This is a genomic window from Myxococcus sp. MxC21-1, assembly GCF_032612255.1.
Lineage (GTDB): Bacteria > Myxococcota > Myxococcia > Myxococcales > Myxococcaceae > Myxococcus > Myxococcus virescens.
In genome coordinates, this window is the sequence record NZ_CP123278.1 from 6,371,527 (window position 1) to 6,393,618 (window position 22,092).

Annotated in this window: 13 protein-coding genes and 3 pseudogenes; 7 read left to right on the forward strand and 9 right to left on the reverse strand. The window is 69.5% G+C overall.

What is annotated here, in order from left to right; all coding sequences use genetic code 11:
* Positions 1–2,424, reverse strand: a complete 2,424-nt coding sequence (locus tag QEG98_RS28160) for an ABC transporter permease (protein ID WP_316563502.1) — start codon at positions 2,422–2,424, stop codon at positions 1–3.
* Positions 2,425–2,699: 275 nt separating this feature from the next.
* On the opposite strand from QEG98_RS28160, the gene QEG98_RS28165 reads away from it, so the two are divergent.
* The 3 genes from QEG98_RS28165 (at position 2,700) to QEG98_RS28175 (ending at position 4,534) form a co-directional block, all read left to right on the forward strand.
* Positions 2,700–2,900 (forward strand): hypothetical protein, encoded by a 201-nt coding sequence (locus QEG98_RS28165; protein WP_216619703.1) that lies wholly within the window; start codon positions 2,700–2,702, stop codon positions 2,898–2,900.
* A 375-nt stretch (positions 2,901–3,275) separates the two neighbouring features.
* The gene (locus tag QEG98_RS28170; protein WP_316563503.1) at positions 3,276–3,482 is read left to right on the forward strand and encodes a hypothetical protein; all 207 of its coding nucleotides are present in this window, start codon (positions 3,276–3,278) and stop codon (positions 3,480–3,482) included.
* A 251-nt stretch (positions 3,483–3,733) separates the two neighbouring features.
* Entirely contained in the window at positions 3,734–4,534 is an 801-nt protein-coding gene (locus QEG98_RS28175; protein ID WP_316563504.1) for a glycosyltransferase family 9 protein, read from the forward strand.
* Between the two features lie 31 nt (positions 4,535–4,565).
* Here the strand turns inward: QEG98_RS28175 and QEG98_RS28180 are convergent, their stop codons facing one another.
* From QEG98_RS28180 to xth, 8 genes are all read right to left on the reverse strand, one after another.
* On the reverse strand, positions 4,566–6,071 hold the full coding sequence (locus tag QEG98_RS28180; RefSeq protein WP_316563505.1) for a radical SAM protein: 1,506 nt from the start codon (positions 6,069–6,071) through the stop codon (positions 4,566–4,568).
* Complete coding sequence (locus QEG98_RS28185) at positions 6,068–6,934, reverse strand: aKG-HExxH-type peptide beta-hydroxylase (RefSeq protein ID WP_316563506.1); 867 nt, start codon at positions 6,932–6,934, stop codon at positions 6,068–6,070. The genes QEG98_RS28180 and QEG98_RS28185 overlap by 4 nt, the downstream gene beginning before the upstream one ends.
* On the reverse strand, positions 6,931–7,488 hold the full coding sequence (locus tag QEG98_RS28190) for a hypothetical protein (protein ID WP_316563507.1): 558 nt from the start codon (positions 7,486–7,488) through the stop codon (positions 6,931–6,933). Before QEG98_RS28190 ends, QEG98_RS28185 begins: the two co-directional genes overlap by 4 nt.
* Positions 7,488–9,185, reverse strand: a complete 1,698-nt coding sequence (locus tag QEG98_RS28195) for an MBL fold metallo-hydrolase (RefSeq protein WP_316563508.1) — start codon at positions 9,183–9,185, stop codon at positions 7,488–7,490. Before QEG98_RS28195 ends, QEG98_RS28190 begins: the two co-directional genes overlap by 1 nt.
* Before the next feature lie 81 nt (positions 9,186–9,266).
* On the reverse strand, positions 9,267–11,309 hold the full coding sequence (locus QEG98_RS28200; protein WP_316563509.1) for a hypothetical protein: 2,043 nt from the start codon (positions 11,307–11,309) through the stop codon (positions 9,267–9,269).
* Between the two features lie 462 nt (positions 11,310–11,771).
* Positions 11,772–14,189 carry a protein kinase domain-containing protein gene (locus QEG98_RS28205; RefSeq protein WP_316563510.1) on the reverse strand — a complete coding sequence of 806 codons (2,418 nt, stop codon included), beginning with the start codon at positions 14,187–14,189 and terminating at the stop codon, positions 11,772–11,774.
* Positions 14,190–14,270: 81 nt separating this feature from the next.
* Entirely contained in the window at positions 14,271–14,471 is a 201-nt protein-coding gene (locus QEG98_RS28210) for a hypothetical protein (RefSeq protein WP_011555148.1), read from the reverse strand.
* 99 nt (positions 14,472–14,570) lie between these two features.
* A complete protein-coding gene (gene xth, locus QEG98_RS28215) occupies positions 14,571–15,341 on the reverse strand; it encodes an exodeoxyribonuclease III (RefSeq protein WP_011555149.1) in 771 nt (256 codons plus the stop codon).
* Between the two features lie 197 nt (positions 15,342–15,538).
* Between xth and QEG98_RS28220 the strand changes: the two genes are divergently transcribed.
* The 4 genes and pseudogenes from QEG98_RS28220 (at position 15,539) to QEG98_RS28235 (ending at position 22,084) form a co-directional block, all read left to right on the forward strand.
* Positions 15,539–16,639: a tetratricopeptide repeat protein gene (locus QEG98_RS28220; RefSeq protein WP_316563511.1), complete on the forward strand. Its 1,101-nt coding sequence runs from the start codon at positions 15,539–15,541 to the stop codon at positions 16,637–16,639.
* Positions 16,640–16,735: 96 nt separating this feature from the next.
* A pseudogene (locus tag QEG98_RS28225) lies at positions 16,736–19,362 on the forward strand (penicillin-binding protein 1A).
* Positions 19,359–20,718 (forward strand): annotated as a pseudogene (locus tag QEG98_RS28230) (FG-GAP repeat domain-containing protein). Before QEG98_RS28225 ends, QEG98_RS28230 begins: the two co-directional pseudogenes overlap by 4 nt.
* Positions 20,715–22,084 (forward strand): annotated as a pseudogene (locus QEG98_RS28235) (ABC transporter substrate-binding protein). Before QEG98_RS28230 ends, QEG98_RS28235 begins: the two co-directional pseudogenes overlap by 4 nt.
* Positions 22,085–22,092: the final 8 nt, after the last annotated feature.

Genomic DNA, 22,092 nt, shown 5'->3' on the forward strand with positions numbered 1-22,092 from the left:
TCACTCCTCGCGCATGGCCATGCTGGGCGGGACGCGCGCGGCGCGCCAGGCGGGCACGTAGCCCGCCACTAGCGCCACGAAGAGCAGCACGCAAGCCGTCCCGAGGAAGACGAGCGGGTCCGCGGGGCTGACCTCGAAGAGCAACTTCGACAGGCCCCGCGCCAGGACCAGCGCCAGCACGGAGCCGATGATGACGCCCAGCCCGGCGAGCCGCAACGCCTGGCTCAATATCAACCAGAAGATGCTCCCCTCTCGCGCGCCCAGCGCCATGCGCACGCCAATCTCCGTCCGCCGCTGGGTGACGGAGTAAGCCATGATGCCGTAGACGCCCCCGGCGGCCAGCAGCAGCGCCACGCAAGCGAAGAACCCCAGCAGCGCGGCCAGCAGGTGCCTGGAGCCGAACGACTCCGCGATGAGCTCTTCCAAAGGCCGCGGCGACGGCGGTGGTTGCTCGGGGTCCAACGACGCCATTCCCTCACGCAAGGACAGCGCCAGCGACGACGCCGCCGCTCCCGTCCCTCCCACGGTCACCATCATCACCATCGCGTCACGTGGGGCCTGCGCCAGCGACAGGTAGAACTCCGGCACGGATGAACGCACCTGCCCGCGCCACAGCGTCCGGACGTCACCCACCACGCCGATGACCTCCCACGGCTCGGTGCCGCCCGTGAAGAAGCGCTTGCCCAGCGGCGACTCCCCGGGCCAGAAGCGCCGCGCCAGGGCCGAGTTGATCATCGCGACCCGGGGCGAATCCTCCACGTCCAACGCGTTGAAATCGCGCCCCTCGTGCAAGGGGATGCCCATGGTCCGGAAATAGCCCGGGGAGATGACGCGCTGACTGGCCTCGGGCAGTTGCCCGGGCAGCGGCTTCGGCTGCCCCTCCAGATAGATGTTCGAGCTCTGACTGCGACGGCTGATGGGCGGCAGGCTGGCCGCCGAGACGGCCTGGGCTCCCGGAATGGAAGACAACCGCTCCTGCAGCGCATGGAAGAAGCGAACCCGCTCGGCGTCCGTCGGATACTTGGTCTCCGGCAGCGTGACGTCGAAGTAGAACACGCGTTCGGCGGCGAAGCCGGGTGAGGTCCCCTGGAGCTGGTAGAGGCTTCGAAGCATCAGGCTCGCGCCGACGACCAGCATCAAGGCCAGGGCCACCTCCGCCGTCACCAGGGCCGAGCGGATGCTCTTTCGCCCCGCCGTGGCGCCCGCCCCCTCCCGCATCGCCTCCAGCGGGTTCTGCCGCGACATCTGGAACGCGGGCGCCAAACCAAACAGCACCCCGGTGATGGCGGACAGCCCGACACAGAACAGCAGCGCCCCTCCATCCACCTGGATGGATTGCCACCCTGGCAGGCGCTCCGCCAACCCGGGCGGCAGCATGGTGGCAATCATGTGCGTGCCCCACAGCGCGCCCAGGATTCCCAATCCCCCGCCCAGGAGCGACAGCAAGACGCTCTCGGTCAGGGCCTGGACCATCAGGCGCGTCGGGCTCGCCCCCAGCGCCCCACGAATGGCCAGCTCCCGCCGCCGGGCCGCCGCGCGCGCCAGCAGCAGGCTCGCGACGTTCGCGCACCCGATGAGCAACACGAAGCCCACCGCGCCCGCCAGGGTGATGAGCAGCGGCCTCAAGGGCCCCAGGTAGGCCTCGCGCACGGACGTCAGCCGCACGGTGCGCTCCGAATCCGTGTCGGGGTACCGCTCCGCCAGTTGCCCCGCGAGGACCCGCAGGGCGTCCTCCGCCATCGACACGGAGAAGCCAGGCTTGAGACGGCCCACCACCCGCACCTTCCGGTCCCCGCGCGCATCCAGCTCCGCCTGGGTCGGCGCGAGCGGCACCCAGGCTTCGGCGCCAGGCGGGAAGTCGAAGCTCTTCGGCATCACGCCCACGACCGTGTAGGGCTCACCATCCAGTGTCACGGACTCACCCAGCACGGAGGGCGCGCCACCAAACCGGCGCCGCCACAACCCGTCCGACAGCACCACCACCGCCTCGCCACCCACGCGGTCTTCTTCCGCGGAGAACGCCCTGCCCAGCGAGGGCCTCGCCTCCAGCGCGGGGAACAGCGCGGCGCCCACCCGAAACGCCTGGAGCCGCTCCGGCTGCAGCGCGCCGCCCATGTTCAAGCTCCGCGGAACAATCCCCGCCACGTGCTCGAAGACCCCCGCCTGCGCGGTCCAGTCCTCCAGCGTCGCCAGGGATGTCTCGCTCCGCTCGACACCTGCCTTGGGAAGCGAGTCCCACACCATCACCAGACGCTCCTCATGCGGGAAGCGCATGGGTTGCAGCCAGATGGAGTTGACCACGCTGAATATCGCCGTGCTCGCGCCAATCCCCAGCGCCAGCGTCATCATCGCGACCAGGGTGAACGTCGGACTCTTGAGCAACAACCTGGCGCCAAACCGGATGTCCTGACGAATTGTATCCATGACCCTCTCACGAAAGAGCATGCCATGCGGCGTGCGCCTCGGCGACGCGCATCACCACAAAGGCTCAGGCCCGGCGCCCGAGAACACCCAAGTCCGCGAAATTTCACAGCTGGCAGACATTTCATCAAAAACATGTCTAAGCCTGGACATCCGCTCAAGGTTCGCCGTACTCTTGGAGATCCGAGCTGAAGGCATCAACTGGCGTCAGGCTCGGCACGTTCGGCGACAAGTTCGTGCCGCGCGTGTGGTTTGATTCACCTCCCCAGGAGTTCCTCATGGTTGAGAGCAACATCGTTCTGAAGCCCGAGGTGGTGACGTTCAAGCAGCTGGATCCCGCGAAGGTGGACGCGCTCCGCGGCCAGCTGAGCATGATCCTGGGCCGTGGCGAGTTCCCCACGCTCTCCGCTCGCGCGGGCGCCGTCGTCGTCAAGGAGCCGCAGGATCACACCAGCCACACGTCTGACGGCTGGTTCTAGCAGGTCTCTGCTCCCCGGCGCTCATCCCTGGGCACCGGGGAGCAGGTTGTCTTGACGCAAGGATTGCCCCCTTCCCGCCGCAGGAGCATCACTCGCTCCAAGCCCCGGTGGTGTTCCACCTGGATGGGATTGGAGACCGGCTCCTCGCCCTCCCCGACCCGCGAACCCTGAGTCAGCCGTACCCGGGTCAAACACGCCGAATCTCACGTGTAGCAGCTGTTTCAGCGAAAACACGTCTACGCCTGGACATTCGTTCGAGATACGCCGTACCCTTGGCGATCCGAGCTGCGAGCATCCACTGGCGTCAGACTCGGCACGTTCGGCGACAAATTCGTGCCGCGCGTGTGGTTTGATTCACCTCTCCTGGAGTTCCTCATGGTTGAGAGCAACATCGTTCTGAAGCCCGAGGTGGTGACGTTCAAGCAGCTGGATCCCGCGAAGGTGGACGCGCTCCGCGGCCAGCTGAGCATGATCCTGGGTCGCGGCGATTTCGCCCAGATCACCGCGCGCGCGGTCGGCCCCGTCAAGGACCAGGAGGAGCCGCAGGATCACACCAGCCACACGTCTGACGGCTGGTTCTAGCAGGTTCCTGCTCCCCGGTGCCCATCCAGGGGCACCTGGGAGCAGGTTGTCTTGACGCAAGGATTGCTCCCTCCATGCAGCAAGAACTTCGTTCTGCCCAAGCCCCCGTCGTATTTCACCTGAATGGGATTGGGGACCGGCTCCTCGCCCTTCCCGCCCTGCGAGCCCTGAGTCAGCTGTACCCGGGTCGAATCAGACTGGTGGGTGCGCCAGGTGATTCAAGCCTGTTCTTCTATCAAGAGCTCGGGCTCATGAAGATTCACGAGGTCCGCGCGACCACGCAAGGCACGGAGCGAAGCATCGACGCAGAGATGCTCCGGCAGGCGGTGGGGGCCTGCGACTTGTTTGTCTGTTTCAACACCTGGCACGCGACGGGTGTCTCCGAGCTGCTCGAGGGGTTTCCGGCGGCCACCGAGACGGTCGGCCTGTATCGCCGTTACAAGCAGTGGGTCCGGAGTGAAGAATCCCAGCATTCCGCGGACCGGCTCTTCTCGCTGGCCCAGCAGGTGGATCCCACCCTGCGGCTGGAGGACTTCGCCCAGGCCCCCGTGCTGACGGCCGAGGCCACCGAGGCCGCCAGGCACTTTCGTGACAGCGTCCCCGATGGGGCCAAGGTGCTCGCGCTCCATACGGAAACCGGCTCCCGGAAACAGTGGCCCGTCGCCCGCTACCGCGCCGTGCTGGATGCCTTCCTGGCAGCCCATCCCGAATGGCTCGTGCTCAACGTGGACTACAACGCCACGGAGCTGGCGCCCATGGTCCATGAAGGCCGCGTGCTGTCCATCCCAGGAGCCCCACTCGATGTCGCCATGGCGCTGCTCGGCGCCTGTGATGGCTTCCTCGGCATCGACTCCTGCATGCTGCACGCGGCGGACTTCTTCCGGCTCCCTTCGGTGGGCCTGTTCGGAACGACCTCCCCCCAGCAATGGGGCTTCCGTTTCACTCCGGCCTTCCGCGAGCCCACCGGGAACGGGAGCATGGACGACATCACCGAGGAAGAAGTCCTCGGCGCGCTCACGGACCTCGCCGCCGGGCGGCTGCGCCCCGCCTGAGCGGCGGCGAGGGCGCCAGCCCCGGCTGGCCTCAGCCGCTCTGCACGCTCAGCATCGGCGGCATGCCCTGCGAGGAAGGCTCTGTCGGCAGACCGTTGGCCATCTCCACCAGGGCGGCGTCCATTCCAGGCATCATCCGCAACAGGGGGATGGGGTCCTCCACGAGCTTGCGCAGGACCCACTCCACCACCGCCAACGTCTGCAGGCATTCCTCGGACGCATGGGGGCGCGGCGTCGCGTCCCCGGTCCGGGCATAGTCAAGCACCGGCAGCACGCCGCAGTAGGGATTGAAGGCGCACTCGCGGCACTGCGGGTCACGATCCCGCAGCGACAGGTTCATGGACCGGAACGTGGCCTTGTTGCGGATGAGCGCGTCATAGGTCGTCCCCTTCACGTTGCCCAAGCCGAACTCGGAGCGCATCGAACGGGCTTCGTCCGACGGCAGAATTTCGCCGTCATGGTCATAGGTGATGGCCGAACCGAAGTCTCCGACCGGGTTGCGCCAGTCCACGAAGCCCGTATCCGTCGACTGGAGAATCTTGGCCAGGACGACCCGGACCACGCGCTCGGAGTAGTTCTCGTTCTCCTGGCGGTTCTTCTCGTAGATGTAATCGAGCGCGTCCAGGTAGTAGTGGAGGAAGTCCTGGATGTCGAAGGGCAGCTTCTCCTTGCGGGCGTTGCCCAGGGCCTTGAGCTTCAGGATGGCGAGGTCCTTGAAGCCCTCCGCATGATAGAAGTCGATGGTGCGCTTCAACTCCTTGGCGTTGGAGGCCCCCACCACGCACAGGGGCGACGCGCTGAGCACCCCGGGGAATCGGTCGCGGAAGTGGGTCAGCCGCTCCATGACCTTGCGGAAGCTGCCCGCCCCGCTCCTCGTGACTCGGAATGAGTCGTGAATGTCCTCGGGACCGTTCAACGAATACGACACGTTGATGCGGTTCTCCTTGCAGTACGCGATGTGCTCGTCGGTGGCGACCATGAGGTTGCTCACCACGGAGAAGCGGAGCCGCTTGCCCACGGCTTCGTTCTGCCTGCGGGCCTCCTCGACGAAGTACTTCATGCCCTCGAAGTTCAAGAAGGGCTCGCCGCCCTGGAACTCGAAGCCCAGGAAGGGGGCCGGAGAGCCGAGCGCGAAGCGGATGATGGCATCCGCGACGTCGGGCTGCATGTCGAAGCGCTTGGAATCCGCGGAGATGTTCTCCGGGTTCATGTGGCAGTAGGTGCAGTTGAGGTTGCACCGCTTGGACAGCACGACGATGTGGAGCCCCGGCCCCGCGTAGGTCCGGTCATGCCAGCGCTTGAGGTCCTCCAGCACGCGCGAGGAGTTCTGCGCGGTGATGAGGTGGCTGGTCTGCTCGAGCCGCGCGAACAGGGCCTCATCCATGGAGATTTCGTCGAGCTGGGCATTCTCCGCGCCGGACAGCAGCTGCATGGCGCCCGTCCGGGACAGCCGCACGAAGTGGTCGGGGCCCACCTGCTTCGCGGGGAAGAAGTTGGGCAGCCACTCGTCGCGATAACGCAACCCTGGGACCCTCATGCGGCACCTCCGGCGTGCTGGGTATAGCGGGCCGCGAGCACTGCCGCCTCGCGCCAGTCCATGTATGTCTCGGCGTCATTCACCACGGGGCCGCTGCCGGCCACCCGCGAGAAGTGCTGCTTCATCCAGGCGTCGAAGGCCTGGTCCATGTCCGCATCCGCGACACGTTCGATGAGCGGGTGCTGCTCACTCAGGGCCTGAGCCATCTGCGCGAGGAGCACGCGCCCTTCGGGCGTGGGACGCTCGAAGTCCAGGAGGGTCCGGAAGGAGAGCAGGTTGCAGCGGTGTGACTTGAGCAGTTGGAAGCGCCACTCCCGCTGCTTGAACTCGGGCCTGTCCAGCGCCCGCACCCGGAGCCGGTTCACCGCCAGGAAGGAGTGCAGGCCCAGATGCACGCCTCGGAGGGGGCGAGGGTCGGTGCGGTAGGCGGAGACGAACTCGGGACGTGAGTCGTCCCACCGCCCGAATGCGCGCGAGTCGAGCAGCAGATACATGCGCTCGTGTTGCAGCTCGTGGACCAGGTCCTCCGCATGCTCCAGGCCGTGGGCCACGCGCGTGAGGAAGACGGGCGTGCCAGCCCCATACGAGGACGAGCAACGCACGCTCCGGTTCTCCGGGCCTCCCATGTCGACGAGCGCGGGGAGCAACACGCGGGCCCAGTCGAGCACTTCGGGCCACAGCTCCCTCAGGATGTGGAAGGCCTCCTCCGTGCTTCGCAGCAGGGGCATGGGCCGCCAGGTGCCCGTGCTCCCATCGTCCGGGATGCCCGCTTGCTCTCGTCGGCCGGTGATGCCGAGCATCTCACTGTCGTCCAGCACCGGAACGTTCCAGGTCTCGGACCAGGGCAACGGCTGGATGCTCACGGGTGCATCGCCCGTGAGCGGCAGCGGGATGCGCAGCCCGGGGCCGGCGTGCCCCTCGTCGGAGAGCAGGCACTCCGCGCCAGAGAAGTGCCAAACGACGCGCCCCTCACCGGGGCCGCGCACGTCGAGCCGCTCCCCCGAGGCAGGCAGTAGAGAGTCCGCGGCGTCACGAAGAAGGCTTCGCCGTGGGTGACCTCTCCCCGCAGCCGCTGGACGATGAGCAGGGACGCGAGGTTGCCCATCAGGCATTGAATCAAGCCAGGCCCGACGGCGGCGGGCCCCAGCAAGCGGCCGAGCAGCACCGTCGTGCTCCAGTGCTCCAGGAACTCACGCGCCAGCGCCGGCGCGCGCTCGACGAGCTCGAACGCCTCGGAGAGGAGGGACTGGAGCTCCGCGGCACATCCCCCCAACTTCCCGAGCCGCTCCGGCTGCTGGACCCAGCCCATGAGCAGGTCGAGCTGCCCCATCTGCTGCGCACGCAACAGCTCCCGCGCCGAGGCTTCCGTCTCGGGGGACAACGGCGTCGGGAACGTGAAGGCATCTTGGAATTGCATCAGTGACTCCAGTCGAGCACCAACGGCGACTCGTGCGACAGATGGGACAGGAACGTGAAGAGGGCCGACCGGACGTCATCGTGAGGCAGGGAGAGGGCCGCGCTCACGTCGCCGACCATCTCGGCGACCGTGCGTCCGTCACATTGGTCCAGCAGGAGTGCCTCGAGCGTCGACAGCGGCTGATGGCGGATGCCTGCCGGGCTCGCGTAACACAGGACCTCGGACGTCTCCGGCGACAGCGGGCGCGCGTCCAGCAGCCGCGCCAGGTCTCGCGTGACGCGCAGGTGGTAGGGCCCCAACACCGGGCGGCGCTGGAGGAGGCTGTCACGCAGGACCGACACGTGGGTCGCGCGAAGCGCCTCGGTGCGCTCGTCACGGCGGGCCAGCTCCTTCATCCGGCGTGACATGCACTGAATGTGGAACAGGCCCCGGTCCATCCACAGGCAGGCCGCCAGGTCCTCCCGCAGCGGCGCCTCGAGCGCCGGCTCAGACAGGAGCGCGGCCTCGACAGCGGCGAAGTAGCCAGCATCCATGTCCGCGGGCTCCGAGACCTTCGACGGGAGGAGCGAGACCACCCTCGCCGCGAGCTCGAAGGCCTTGCCCTCCACGAGGCAGCGGAGCGTCCGGGGCACCAGGACCGCCGCGGGGGTCTTGTTGACGGACAGCTGGCACCGCTCCAGCAGGTAGCGCAGGTCGTGGGTGGATGCGCGCAGCACTTCCCGGATGGCCTCGAACGGCTCCAGCCAACGCACGAGGTCGTTGTTGTCTCCCCATCCCCAACGCTGAATGGGTTTGCTCGGGTGATATCCCGTGAAGAAGGTCGTCAACAGGGCCTGAGGACGCCGCTGCCCCCGCGCCGGTTCGAAACGACGGCCGGGCTGCAGCAGCGCACAGCGCTCCAGGACGTGCTCGCCGTAGACGAGCCGATACGGGGGCTTCCAGGGCAGGAGCGCCGAGTCATGCGCGCGCGTGACCGCGGCGGCCATCCAATGCGCCCGGTCGACCGGGTAGCGCTCCAGGCGGTCTTCGCGCGGCCGCCCCGCCATGGACAGCGTGCCCCCACAGGTCGCGATACGCGCTGGCTTCAACCAGTCGCAGAACGCGAGCGCTCCCACGGAGTCCATCTGATTCCAGAAGCCCTGCCACTGGACCGAGGCCCCCGTGGGGACGAAGGCGACATCAACGCGGCCCCGGAAGGCCTCCAGCGCTTCGCGCGTCCGGGGTGAATCCGTCACGTCCACCGCGTCCAGCGCCAGCACATCCGGCGTCTCCACCAGCAGGGCACATTGCTCCTCGCCCTCCCCCGAACACTGCGCGGGCAGGATGTGGATGCGCAGGTCCTGGGCCAGCTCGACGACGTCCCCCTCCTGGAAGGGGTGGAGATTGCGAAAGCCCAGCGCCGTGAGAGTCGCGCGAGCGCTCGACTCGGGCGCCGCGCCCGGCTTCGGCCTGTCGAGGAAGTAGAGGGCGACGTCTTCGCGAAGCCCCAACAGGCTGGGTGGGTGGAGATGGTCGTCGTGCGCGTGGGAGAAGAAGACCGCGTCCACCGACGACAGGTCATCGAAGAACCACGCGGGACACGCAGGCTGCCGAAACTCCAGCTCCCGCAGCACCAGCACCGGGTCGATGAGAACCCTCAGAGGACCGCGCTGAATGACAAATGAAGTGTGGCCCAGGTGCTCGATGAAAGTCTGCACAGCCTGCCCATTATGAATATTCAGAATTCAACGTATCAATTCATATCCCCGAGCGTCAATGCAGGCTCCGGGGATGACGACTCAGCGCGGCCGGAGCAGCTCGGACGTGCGATGCGTGGCCAGATAGGCCTTGGCCTCAATCACCGGGGCCCCCGTCAAGCCCAGCTTGACGTGCGCGAGCCGCTTATCGAAGACACTCTCTCGCGTGGCCGAGCCAGCGGGCAGGTTGACCTGCGTGCGCCCCGGCCACGCCAGCAGCGCGTCACGCCGTGAGGGTGCGCAGAGCCCCCGCGTCACGAGCTCGTCGAGCAGGCGTTGCCACCGGGGCTCCTCGGCGGGCTGCGCACGTCCCTGGAACGAGCACTCGAGCCCCAGCGTCGGCAACAGCTGCGGCGCCAGGTCCAGGTTGAGCATGAAGCGATTGACGCCGAGCGGGAGGACCCACGCGAGGGTGTCCCGCAGCTGCTGGAAGTCTCCTGGCCACGCCACGGCTTCCAGGTACGCCACCACACGCTCGGGAGGCACGTTCTTGAGCGTGAAGCGCAGGTTCTTGCTGCGCCGCGACATCATCACGCAGGCCGCATAGAGGTGTGCACCGGGAGGCAGCGCCTCGATGCAGACATCCATTCCCCGCTGAAGCTCAGGCGTGAGCGGCGCCTCATCCCCACGCAAGAGCGGAAGCCCCGCGTGGAGCGTCGCGCGGTAGGTATCCGACTTCTGCCGATGGAGCGCTTCGTTGACGGCGACAGGCTGGTCCCGTGTGCAGAGGAACACGATGGGCAGCGGAGGCGAGGCGACTGGCGCATCCAGGTCGAACTCCAGCCAGAACGCGTCGACTTCCCGGTCGAGCAGCCCGCCCGGCTCAGCCCACGCTCGCGCGAAGTCGCGAATGCGCCGCCACTCGGGAGCGGCGAACAAGGGCGCTGGGAGTTCTGAGTGGGGATGCCTGCCAGCAAGCAGCTCCTGACCGTCGTGTTTGATCCCCAGGATGAAGTCCACCCGAGGCGTCCCCTCCAGCAACCGGACCTCGAAGCCCCCATCGCCCTCCAGCGCCGCGGGCAGCCATTCGCCCAGCGCGAGCAGGCGGGCTCGCGACTCGGGAGAAAACAGCGCGGGCGGATAATCATCGTCGAAGGCCGCCAACGTCTCCTTCCAGGTGCCCGACCGAGGCGGGAGCGCCCCCGGGAGGAAGTTGTCGGTCCGGTCCGCCGCGATGCGCGCGATTCGGACGTACCGAACGAGCGCTTCGACACACAGCGCCGCCGATGCCTCGAGCGAGCCGTAGACGACGTCCTCGGCCTCGTACAGCGGCGCCACGGGCCAGAGCCCCTCCTCGCTCTGCTCGCTCAGCAGCAGGGACGCCATGGAATCCAACGTCCGCTCGAAGAGGTTGACGTCCGTGGGGCGCCCCAGGTTCATCAGGGCGCTCATCGCGAGGGCGACATTCACCGCGCCGCGCACCTCCCCCTTCTCCCAGAGCGAAATGAGTTCTGCCCGAAGGGGGACCGCGAGCTGCCAGTGGTCACCCACGTGACGAACCCAGCGCGTCAGCAGGTAGCCCAGCAGGAAAGGCGAAACCGCGGGCTCGCCGCGTGCGCAGCCCAGAAGCCCCTGGGTTCGAACCTTCTCGGAAACAAGCGCGGCGCGGCCCGGTAGCGATCGCCCTTCGTGCGCCGCCAGGAGCAGGAGGTCCGCGGTCGTGGCGACGTCCGCTTCAGGAGGAACGCCCTCGATGGCCGCCGCCCCTGACTCGGACGATGTCTGGCCAGGCGCCCTCGCTGCGTCGCGCGACAGGAGCGCAGCGAGCGCCGAGGGTGGGTCCAGCGGCATGTTCCATTGCCTCAACGCCACCAGCGCGCGGGCCGACTCCCCCGCTTCCGACCGTGCCGAATCCGGGGAGAAACGCCAGAAGCCGGTCGACGCGCGACTGGAGAGCAGCCGCCGCACGCAGGACGCCCCATGCGCATTCGCAGCCCCCTCACTCTCAGCCAGCGCGAGGAGAACCAGCGTTGCCGCCGCCGGCGAGTCCACCGAATGAACGCCCGCTCCCGTGGAAGCCAGCATCTCCGCGACGGGAAGCTGCTCCAGTGCGGCAACCGCCGCGCCAATCGCGCCATCCAGCATTTCTGCCGTGGGCCGGATTGGCTCTCCTGGACTCTGAACAGACACGGGCTTCCTCCGAGCAACGCTGGCGAATGGACTCAAAGCGTGCCCGAGCGCGAAGCTCAGGGTCAATCACCTCTCCATGTAAATTGCTGAAATCAATTTAGACCCCCACTCCTTGTAAAATTGGCGAACTGATACTCTCGCGGCGGCACATCCTCCACCCGGCAGCGAAGGCCCGAAGCCCAGCGCGAGACACGCACCGGGCCCCTGGCGGGACGACGTGTCCGCCAGCGTCAAGCCGATGCGGGTGTTGCGCGCGGGGGTTTCCGGCTGCTGTTGCACGAATTGTCAGAGGAGTCGCTCCACGGGTTCCTGGTGGAGTGCAAGCACGGCCGCATGCCTCAGTAGCTGGTATCCCCCGCGCGCTACGTCCAGCGCCCCGCCGTCACGGGGATGCGCGGACAGGCGCCGAGGAGCGCGTCATGCGGACCAGATGGCTTCCACGCGGGAGCGCACCTTGCGCCGCGCCTCCGCGAAGCCGGGCTGCGCGCGCAGGGGCGTCAGCGCCGGGCAGCGGTCCATCCACTCCAGGTCGATGAGCGCCAGGTTCGCCGCCTGCTGGAGATAACGCAGCGCCTCGGCGGGCGCGCCCCGGATGCACATCAGCTCCGCCGCGAGCTGACACACCATCGACGCGAAGCGCGAGTTCACCTGCTGCCGGGTGAGCATGCCGTCCAGGGTGGCCATCGCGGCCTCCACCGATACCTCGCCCAGCGCCGCCGAGCAGTAGGTGGCCACGTAGGAGGCCATGTGGCTCGGGTCTTCGTTCAACGCGTCCCGGCACTGGCGGACGTCGTCCATGTCGCCCCTCCAGGCCGCGACCCGCATGCGGAGGATGAGGACCGCCATGCCCAGCAGGGGCTGACTGTTCAGACGCGCCATGCACCACTGGTAGGTCGCATCGTCGCCACGCAGCGCACTGCAACGCGCCACCTCGACCAGGCAGATGGCCATGGCCGGCTCCAGTGCGTAGGCCAGCTTCAAGCGCGGCAGGCCTTCATCCGCGCGCCCCGCCTCACATTGGAGGTTGCCGAGGAGTTGGAGCGCGGGCGCGAACGTGGGAGCCGTATCGAGCGCCGTGCGCAAGGCCACCACCGCGTCCCGCCACCGGCCTTCGCGGGTGGCCAGGATGGCCTGGGCCAGCTTCGTCTCCACGAGCTCCGGCGCCACCTGTCGGGCCCGTTCCAGGCTGGTCCGCGCCAGGGCATCCCAGTCAACCTCGTCCGCCAGGGTGCTGATGAAGCCCGCCCGAAGCGTCGCCACCGCATGCTGCGCCGCCGCGTGCGGGAAGCCAGGCACCGAGTCGTGAAGCTGTTCGAGCGGCGTGATGACCTCGTCCTTCAATTCCCGCGTCATCGAGTGCGCGAGCATCCGGGAGAGCGCCTGCCGGTAGAGGGCTAGGGCCTCCGCTGGCACGGTGGAGCGGTAGGCCAGGATGGTCAGCTCGCCGCGGAGGGCTTCCGCCAGACGCTGCCCCAGCCGGTCCTGGAGCTGGAATGGGTCGTCATCCGCATCGTCGAAACGGCCGCTCCACAGCTGCGTGCCCGACGCGCCCTCCACCACCCGGAGCGTCACGCGCACCGTCTTGCCCGCGGCCTGGAGCGTCCCATCCACCAGCAACTCCACGCCCAGCTCGCGCGCCGCGACGCGAGGGTCCCGCTCCTGCCGGAAACGCTCCGTGGCACCGCTGCTCTGCACCCGGAGCCCCCGCGTCTTCGACAGCACGTCGATGAGCGCCTCCGTCACGCCGTCGCCCAGAAACGCCTGGTCCGAAGCACCCAGGAAGCGCAGCGGCAGCACCGCCAGCGACTGCTCATCAGGGCGCAACGGCGTGCGAGATACCAGTCCGCCCGAGGACATCGAGGCGTGGCTGAAACCGCTGGGCTGTGGCGTGGACGTGCCATGAGCATGTTCGGGCTCGATGGCCTCACCGACAGAACCAAGCCACTGCCTCAGCGCATCCGCCACACAGGCCGCGTCCCGCGGCCGGCCGGAGGGCTCACGCGACAAGCACGCGAGCACCAACTCCGCCAGCGCATCCGGCACCGCCGCCAGCAGGCGTGGATCGGGCGGCGGCTGCCTCAAACGGGCCACGGCCACGGCCATGGGCGAATCACCGGCGAACGGAGGCGCTCCGGTGAGCAACTGGTAGAGCACCAGGCCCGTGGCGTAGAGGTCGGCGCGGGCATCCACCTCGCCACTCTCCAACTGCTCGGGCGCCATGTACATGGGCGTGCCCACCAGTCCCTGCGTGCGCGAAGCCCCCTCGCCCGCCAATGCCCGGGCAATGCCGAAGTCGGTGAGCACCACGCGGCCACGGACCTCCACCAGGACGTTGGCCGGCTTCAAGTCCCGGTGCACGACGCCCGCGGCATGCGCCGCCGCCAGGCCCTCACAGAGCGCCAGGACCAGCCGCGCCGCCCGCGCGGGAGGCACCGTGTGCTCGCGTTCCATCAACGTTTGAAGGCTCTCTCCCGCCACGTACTCCATGGTCAGGTAGAGGCGGCCCGAGTGCTCGCCCAGGTCGAAGGTCCGCGCCACGTGCCGATGGGTGATGCGCCGGGCCAGACGGACCTCGCGGCGGAAGCGCTCCAGCCACTCCGGCGCGGGCGAGGCGCCCAGCTCCAGCAGCTTCAACGCCACCACGTCGCCCACCAGCGTGTCCCGCGCCCGGTACACCGCGCCCATTCCACCGCGCCCGGCCAACTCCTCGAGGACATAGCGCCCGGCGAACAGCGCGCCCTCCGTCACGTCGGTGATGGCGGGACGCGGGTGCGGCGATAGCAACGTCGCATCGGTCCCCTCGGGTGGCGCACTCCGGTTTTTCTCCTCGGACACAGCGCGGAATCTACCCTGCCGGAAGTCGGGGCGCCCGGCATTCAGGATGGGCCCAGGATTCCTGGAATATCGAGTCCGGCGTCAGCGGGACACCGGGGGCGTCTCCGGCGGCTTCGGCTTGAAGAGCGCGCACGCGCGGACCGGCTGCGGCGGGTACTTCTGAGGCAGCAGCGGGCAGAGGATGAAGGTCGTGGTCCTCGACTGGACGTAGCGAGGTGGCGCGGCGCAGCGGTGGCAAAGGCTGTCGGGAAACGGCAGCGATTCGGGCGGGGGCGTCGTCATGGCCTTCGGTCCTGGAGCATCGCACGAATCCCACCACGTGCCTGGTGCTCGTGGAGAGCGGCCATGCCAGCGATGACATGGCCGCTCGCGAATACCGCTTCAGTCGCGCAGCTCGAGCCACACGGGAGCGTGGTCCGAGGGCTGCTTGCCCTTGCGCTCCTCGCGGTCCACGTCCACGACCGTCAGTCGCTCGGCCACGGGCGCCGTCACGTAGAGGTGGTCGATGCGCAGGCCCAGGTTCTTCGGGAAGCCGAGCATGCGGTAATCCCACCAGGTGAACTTCTGAACGCCAGGGTGCAGCCTGCGGAAGGCATCCGAAAGCCCGAAGGCGCCCAGGCGCTGGAGGGCATCCCGCTCCTTCAGCGTGAAGAGCGTCTGGCCTTCCCACAACTTCGGGTCATAGGTGTCGATGTCCTCGGGCGCCACGTTCCAGTCCCCGCCCAGCACCAGGGGCTCGTCGGGCTTGTGCCGTGTGTCCAGGTAGCGCCGCAGCCGGCCGTACCACTCCAGCTTGTACTGGTACTGCGGCGAGTCCACCGACTGGCCATTGGGCGCATACGCGCTCACCACGCGGATGCCGCCCACGGTCGCCGCGATGAGGCGCGCATGCGAATCATCCACGCCGTCGGACAGGCCCTTCACGACGTCCTTCGGCTCCTCCTTCGCGAGGATGGCGACGCCGTTGTACGTCTTCTGCCCGTGGACGGCGGCGTGGTAGCCCAGCTCCCGCACGGCCTCCATGGGGAAGTCGTCGTCCACGCACTTGAGCTCCTGCAGGCAGAGGACATCCGGCTGGGCCTTCTTCAACCAGGCGAGCAGCCGTTCCTGACGGGCCCGCACCGAGTTCACGTTCCAGGTGGCGATCTTCATCGCGCGGACCGTCGCATGCCGCCCGCGCCCCCCGCCATGCTTTTCCCCGGCCCTGTGGCCACAGGGCCACACAGCCCCCTCCGTCCCTCTGGGAGCATGCGTGGCACGCCAGTCGCAATGACGCCGGGTGGGAGGCCGGCACACGGCGCCCCGGAGTCCCCGTCCCGGGAGCTCCGCCAGCAGTCGAGGTCGCCGCCATGCGCCGCACCCACACGAAGCCCACGTCCCACACCCGATTCCGCCCGCCAGCCTCCGTGCGGCGCGCGCTGGTGCTGGCAAGCCTCGTGGTGCTCGGACTGGCCCTGGCGTGGGCGGATGCGCCGCTGCCCCGGGCGCTGCGCGCGTGGCTGGCCGCGGAGGAGCAGTCCACGTCCAACGCGGACGCCGCGGCGCCGGATGAAGCCAGTCCTCGGGGAGACGCCGCCGCGTTTCCGCCGGCTCTCGAGCCGCGCGCGCCGCGTAGAGACATCAGCATCGCGCGCCTCGGCGCCGCGTCCGGAGCCGCGTCGGAAGGTTCGAACATCGCGCCAGAAGCCGAGCTCGCGTTGCCACACAGACATGGACGGCGCGTGGACCACTTGAGCCGGGCCCACCTGTTGCGCGATTGGGACGACCTCGCTGGCGCGCTCACCGAGTGCCGCCGTGCGATTCATGACGCCCCCGACGACGTGGCCGCCTTGGCGCTGGCGGCGGAGCTCGCCGGGCTCACGGGCCGGACGGAGCTGGCCGTGCGTGCCCATGCCCAGCTCGGCCGCCTGCTTCCCCTGGATGCCCGCCCCCTGGTGCGTCAGGCGAGGCTGCTGGTGTCCCTGGGCCGCCATGCCGAAGCGGTGTCCGTGGGCGAGGAAGCCGTGCTGCGCAATCCCGAGTACGTGGAGGCCTACCAGGTGCTCGGGCGCGCGCACCTGGCGCAGGGTGCGCTGGCGAAAGCGATGCTGCGCTTCGAGCAGGCCGTCCACCTCCACCCCGAGCACGGCTACGCCCTCAACAACCTGGGCCTCACCTACCTGCGTGCCGGAGAAGCCCAGAAGGCCGCGGATGTGCTCGTCCGTGCGGCGGAGCTGCTCCCGCACGTGGCCTATGTGCACAACAACCTGGGCGTGGCCTACGAGCGGCTCGGACAGGTGGAGGAGGCCCGGGCGGCCTATGCCGCCGCCATGCACCTGTCACCGCGCTACGTCCAGGCCCGCGTCAACGCGGACCGGATGCGCCGCACGGCCCACGCGGACATGGCCGGCGCCCGGACGGTGCGTGAGCAGCCGCGACCCACCCAGGGAGAGGCGCCTGCTTCCCGGTAGCGCCTTCCTGCCTGGAGGCCCTGCGCCGGGCGGGCCTCCAGAGCGGTTCCCGTTCGGGGTCCCCCGGTCTAACCTGCGGACTTTCTTTCCAGCGCAATGACCACGGCTCCCCAGATGCCCTCTTCGCCTGATTCCTCCACACCCACTCCCCCCGCGCCGCCTTCGCGACCGGGGTTCGGTGCCCGGCTGTGGCGCTGGACGAAGCGGCTGCTCATCACCGGCCTCGTGTGCCTGGTGCTCGGCGCCATCACCTTGGCGGGCGGCTACGCGTACTACAGCCAGGACCTGCCCTCCGTGGACGCGCTGCGCAACTACCAGCCGCCGCAGGTGACGAAGGTGACGTGCGGCGACGGCACGCTCTGCGCCGAGTTCGCGCACGAGCGGCGCACGTTGATTCGCGTGGAGGACCTGCCGCCCCACGTCCGCAACGCCTTCCTGGCCGCCGAGGACGCGGACTTCTACAAGCACGAGGGCCTGGACTTCTTCGGCATCACCCGCGCGGCCATCAAGAACCTCATCCCCAACAGCCGCAAGTCCGGCGCGTCCACCATCACCCAGCAGGTGGTGAAGAACCTGCTGCTGTCCCCTGAGCGCAGCTTCTCCCGCAAGGCGCGCGAGTGGATTCTCACGCCACGCGTGGAGGAAGCGCTCACCAAGGACCAGATTCTCTCGCTCTACATCAACCAGTCCTACTACGGGCAGCGCCGCTACGGCATGGAGGAGGCGGCGCTCTTCTACTTCGGCAAGCACGCCAAGGACTTGAACGTGGGCGAGGCCGCCGTGCTCGCGGGCACGGTGCAGCTCCCGCACCGCATCAACCCTGTGACGAACATCACGCGGGCGAAGTCGCGTCAGCGCTACGTGCTGGACCAGATGGCGCGCAACGGCTTCGTGTCCGCGGACGTCGCGGAGGCGGAGAAGGAGAAGCCCATCGTCCTGGCTCCCCGGCGGGGCAAGGTGGTGGGGCCGTATTACACGGAGGAGATTCGCCGCACGCTCATCGCGCGCTACGGCGAGCAGGCGGTGATGGAGGGCGGGCTGCGCGTGGACATCGCCATGGTGCCCAAGCTCCAGCTCGCGGCGGAGCAGGCGGTGCGTGACGGCCTGGAGGCGGTGGACCGGCGCCAGGGCTACCGCGGTCCCCGTGGCGCGCTGGAGAAGGGCCAGTGGGAGCGCTACCGGGCCCTCATCGCCACGCGCATCGAGGAGGCGGGCCGCCGGCAGAAGGACCAGGGCTACGTCGCGGACCTGTCCACGCTGGCGAAGGTGGAGAAGGAAGAGCCGAAGACGCCCGAGACCGCGGGTGCGCCCCTGGACCCGCTGGAAGAGGAAGGCACCGAGGAGCAGCGGCCGGACCTGTCGCCCGAAGACGAGGCGCCCCTCTCCGCGGACCAACTCCTGGCGCAGTCCGTGCGCCTCAAGCCCATGGAGGAAGGCCTGCGCCTCACGGGCTACGTCATGCAGGTGGACGACAAGCGCAACGTGGCGCGCGTGGACCTGGTGGGCCGCACCGCCGAAGTGGCCTTCACGACCGTCTCCTGGGCGCGGCAGAAGGGCAAGAGCGCGCCGAAGAAGATTTCCGACGTCTTCACGGAGGGGCAGCTCGTCTTCGTGCGCGTGCTCAAGGCACCACCCGCGCCAGCCTTCGTGGAAGCGACGCTGGACCAGGTGCCCGAGGTGCAGGGCGGGCTGGTGGTCATCCGTCCGGAGAACCGGCACGTGGTGGCGCTGGTGGGCGGCTACGACGCGGAGCGCTCGTCCTTCAACCGCGCCACGCAGGCGAAGCGGCAGCCTGGCTCGTCCTTCAAGCCGTTCCTCTACGCCGCCGCCATGGGCAGTGGCCGCTACACGCCGCTGTCCAAGGTCAATGACGCCCCCGAAGCCGTCCGCGACCCGTACACGGGCAAGACGTGGAAGCCGCAGAACTACGACCGCCAGTTCCACGGGCCGATGACGCTGCGCGAGGCGCTCACCAAGTCGAAGAACACGGTGTCCGTGCGCCTCATCGAAGCGCTCACCCCGGCCACCACCATCGACTTCGCGCGCCGGGCTGGCATCCACTCCCCGCTGCCGGAGAACCTCACGCTGGCCCTGGGCACCGGTGAAGTCACGATGCTGGAGGCCGCCAACGCCTACGCCACGCTCCAGGCCAGTGGCCGCTATGCGGAGCCCCTGATGCTGCTGCGCGTGCGCGACGCGCGCGGCAAGGTGCTGGAGGAGCATCAGCCGGCCTTCGAGGAGACGCTGCCGCCCGCGGTGGCCTACCTCACCACGTCGCTGATGCGCAGCGTGGTGGAGGACGGTTCAGGCCGGGCCGTGCTCGCGCTGGAGCGCCCCGCCGCTGGCAAGACGGGCACCACGCAGCAGTCCCGCGACACGTGGTTCTCCGGCTACACGGCGGACTGGGTGGCCAGCGCGTGGGTGGGCTTCGACAACAACGCGCCGCTGGGCGGCAGTGAGACGGGTGGCCGCGCCGCGCTGCCCATCTGGCTCCAGTTCATGCGCGTGGCCCACGAAGGACTGCCCACGCGGGAGTTCGAGGTTCCCCCGGCGTCGTGCAAGTGCGCATCGACCCCATCAGCGGACTGCTGGCGGGCAACTCCGTCCCGGGCCGGCTGGAGCCCTTCCTCGAAGGCACGCAGCCCACCGCGGAGGCGCCGCCGCCGGGACAGGTGACCACCGACCAGTTCTTCCTCGACGAAGGCAACAGGCGGGGACTGTGAGCCCCGCCCGGGCCCTGCTGCTCGCCCCCGTGCTGGCCACGCTCGTGGCGCCGGCGGCGCCTGCGTCCGACACCACCACCGCCGCCATTCCCCGGCTCGCCCGGCAGGTGACGGGGGCCGTGCGCGCGCAGCGTGGCGTGGAGTCGCCGGTGGCGGTGAATGTCACGGGCGGCTCGGCCGAGCTCCGCCGTGCGGTGAGCACGATGCTCGCCTCGCAGCTCTCCTCCGCGGGCCTGCCGCCCGTGGTGCTGGAGGCGCCCACGGCCGATGCCGCCGAGGCGCTGGCGCGCGCGCAAGGTGCCCGGACGCTGGTGCGGCTCTCGCTGGACGTCGAAGGCGGCGCGCTGCGCGCCCGAGGTGATGTGATTGGCACCTGGGTGAACTTCTGGTCCGGCCGCACGCCCACGCGGCCGCCCAAGCCCGCCGCCACGCTGGTGGAGACGGTGCCCGCGGACCCGACCGTGTTGGCGCTCGCGTTGGAGGGTGCAGGCACTTCGCCCACGTCGCCCACGGAAACGGGCCCTCAAGGCATCCGGCTGCTGGGCGCGGCGCTGGCGCGACTGGAGCATCCCCTGGCGGCGCTCGCCGCCGGGGACCTGGACGGGGATGGCCGGGATGAAGTGGTGGCCCTGACGGAGCATGACGTCTCCGTCTTCGACGCCGAGGGGCGGCTCGTCGCGCGCAAGGAGCTGGACTCCCTGCCTGCTGGAAGCGCCACCACCCGGGAGCCCTTTGGCGCGTTGGCGTTCCTGCCGGGCCCCCCGGCTGGCCGCGTGGAGCACCCGCCATGCGCACGGCGAGTTGCTGGCGCTGGACAAGGCCCGCGCCACCCTGCGCGCCGTGGGGACGCTGGACACGGCGCCGCTGGGCGCCACCGAGCGAGGCACTTTCGTTCCGGGACAGACAGCCTTCGCGCCCACCCTGAAGCTGGCGGAGGGCCGCGCGCTGACGGTGCCCGCGCCCTTCACCACCGCGAGCATGGATGCCCAGCGGATGCTGTTCGTCCACCCGGATGGCACCGCGGCCTTCTACGCGCACGCGGGCGCGGCACCGTCGCGCTGGACGAACCTGGGCGCCGGCAGCGCGCTGGGAGACCTGGATGGGGACGGCGTGCCGGAGCTCATCACCACCTCGACTCAGCTCACCCCCGCCCCTGATGTGCTGCGCGTGCACGGCACCTCCGGGGACGACCCCGGCACGCACGAACCGCTGTGGCAGGGCGCCCTGCCCACGGGCCGCGCGCTGTACGTGGTGACGGCCCGCCTGGACGGCGACAAGCGCCGCGAGGTCATCGTGGGCCTCTGGAAGCCGGACGGCACCAGCGAGCTGTTCCTCCTGCGCCAGGGGGCGCCATGAGACTCCGCTCCACCCTTGCCTGCCTCGCGTTGCTCGCGTCCGCGTCCGCGCAGGCGGCCGGCCGTCCTCGTTACGGGGGTGAGCTGCGCGTCGCCCATGGCGGCCCGCCGGAAGTGGCCGAGCCCGCGCTGGCCGACACGCCCCTGGAAGCAACGCTGCTGGGGCTGCTTTCCCCACCGGTGTGCCGTGCCACACGGGACGGCGGCTTCGAGCCCGCGCTCGCGCGGGAGTTGTCACGCCCCACGCCCCAGTCCCTGCGCATCACCCTGCCCGGCCCCGCGTCCGCCACCGCGCTCGCGCGTGCATGGATGCGGCTGGCGAGCAACGACGGCGCATCCCCGTACCGGGCCCTCTTCCATCCGCTGCGCGGTGAAGCGCGGCAGGTGACGCCCCAGGGCGCCACGCTGGAGCTGACGCTCGCCTACCCCTGGCCGGACCTCGAGCACGCGTTGTGCCATCCGGCGCTGGCGCCGCCCGCCGCCCCCAACGCGCTGGGCCCCTTCACCGCCGCGGGACGCGGGGCCCTGGAAGCGCAGACGGCCTGGCCCCAGGGGCGCCCGTACCTGGACCGGTTGCTGCTCACCGCCACGGACCAGCGCGGCCTCTCCCGGCTGTGGTCGTCCCGGCAGGTCCAGGTGGAGCTGGGCGTCGCGTCGGAGACGGACACCACGGCCGGCGCGCCGCTCTACGCCACCTTCCTGGCGTTCTCCCCACGGCGGCTGCCCCCGGACTTCCGGCAGGCCGTGGAGAGCGCCATCGACCGCGAGGACCTGACCCGACTCTTCGTCCAGGCGCCCGCGCAGCCCATGCCGCACCTGCTCCCGCCGGTGATGCTGGACGCGCCCGCGCGCCCCCGTCCGTCCGCGCCGTCGGCGCGCCCCGCGCGGACGGTGACGCTGCGCTACGACGCCTCGGTGGAGGACCAGCGCGCGGTGGCGGAGCGCATCCAGGTGAAGCTGCACGAGCGCGGCTACACCGTGGCGCTGGAGGCGCTCCCGCGCGCGGCCCTGCGCGCCCGCTGGGCCCAGGGCGACTTCGAGCTGATGCTGCACGCGCTGCTGCTGCCCCCCATCCCCGGGCCTGCGCTGGCGGTGGTGCTGGATGCCGGTGGGCGCAAGGACTTGCTGGGCGTGGAGTTGCCCGCCATCGGCGCGCTTGCATCCTCCGCTGCGCGGGACGCGCGGGCGCGCGAGCGAGCCTGGCCCTGGCCGCGTCCGTGCCCCTGGTCCCCCTGTACGTGCAGGGGCTGGGAATGCGCTTCGCTCCGGACGTGGGCGGGGTGATGATGGATGCACAAGGCCTCCCCTCGCTGGACGGACTGCACGTGCTTCCACCGGAGGGGACGGCGATGGGAGGACGTCCTTGAGGAGAACG

Bases quoted from the DNA above. Each gene is read 5' to 3' on its own strand.
- QEG98_RS28160 (WP_316563502.1), bottom strand. From the start codon at position 2,424: ATGGATACAATTCGTCAGGACATCCGGTTTGGCGCCAGGTTGTTGCTC.
- QEG98_RS28165 (WP_216619703.1), top strand. From the start codon at position 2,700: ATGGTTGAGAGCAACATCGTTCTGAAGCCCGAGGTGGTGACGTTCAAG.
- QEG98_RS28170 (WP_316563503.1), top strand. From the start codon at position 3,276: ATGGTTGAGAGCAACATCGTTCTGAAGCCCGAGGTGGTGACGTTCAAG.
- QEG98_RS28175 (WP_316563504.1), top strand. From the start codon at position 3,734: ATGAAGATTCACGAGGTCCGCGCGACCACGCAAGGCACGGAGCGAAGC.
- QEG98_RS28180 (WP_316563505.1), bottom strand. From the start codon at position 6,071: ATGAGGGTCCCAGGGTTGCGTTATCGCGACGAGTGGCTGCCCAACTTC.
- QEG98_RS28190 (WP_316563507.1), bottom strand. From the start codon at position 7,488: ATGCAATTCCAAGATGCCTTCACGTTCCCGACGCCGTTGTCCCCCGAG.
- QEG98_RS28200 (WP_316563509.1), bottom strand. From the start codon at position 11,309: ATGCTGGATGGCGCGATTGGCGCGGCGGTTGCCGCACTGGAGCAGCTT.
- QEG98_RS28210 (WP_011555148.1), bottom strand. From the start codon at position 14,471: ATGACGACGCCCCCGCCCGAATCGCTGCCGTTTCCCGACAGCCTTTGC.
- xth (WP_011555149.1), bottom strand. From the start codon at position 15,341: ATGAAGATCGCCACCTGGAACGTGAACTCGGTGCGGGCCCGTCAGGAA.
- QEG98_RS28220 (WP_316563511.1), top strand. From the start codon at position 15,539: ATGCGCCGCACCCACACGAAGCCCACGTCCCACACCCGATTCCGCCCG.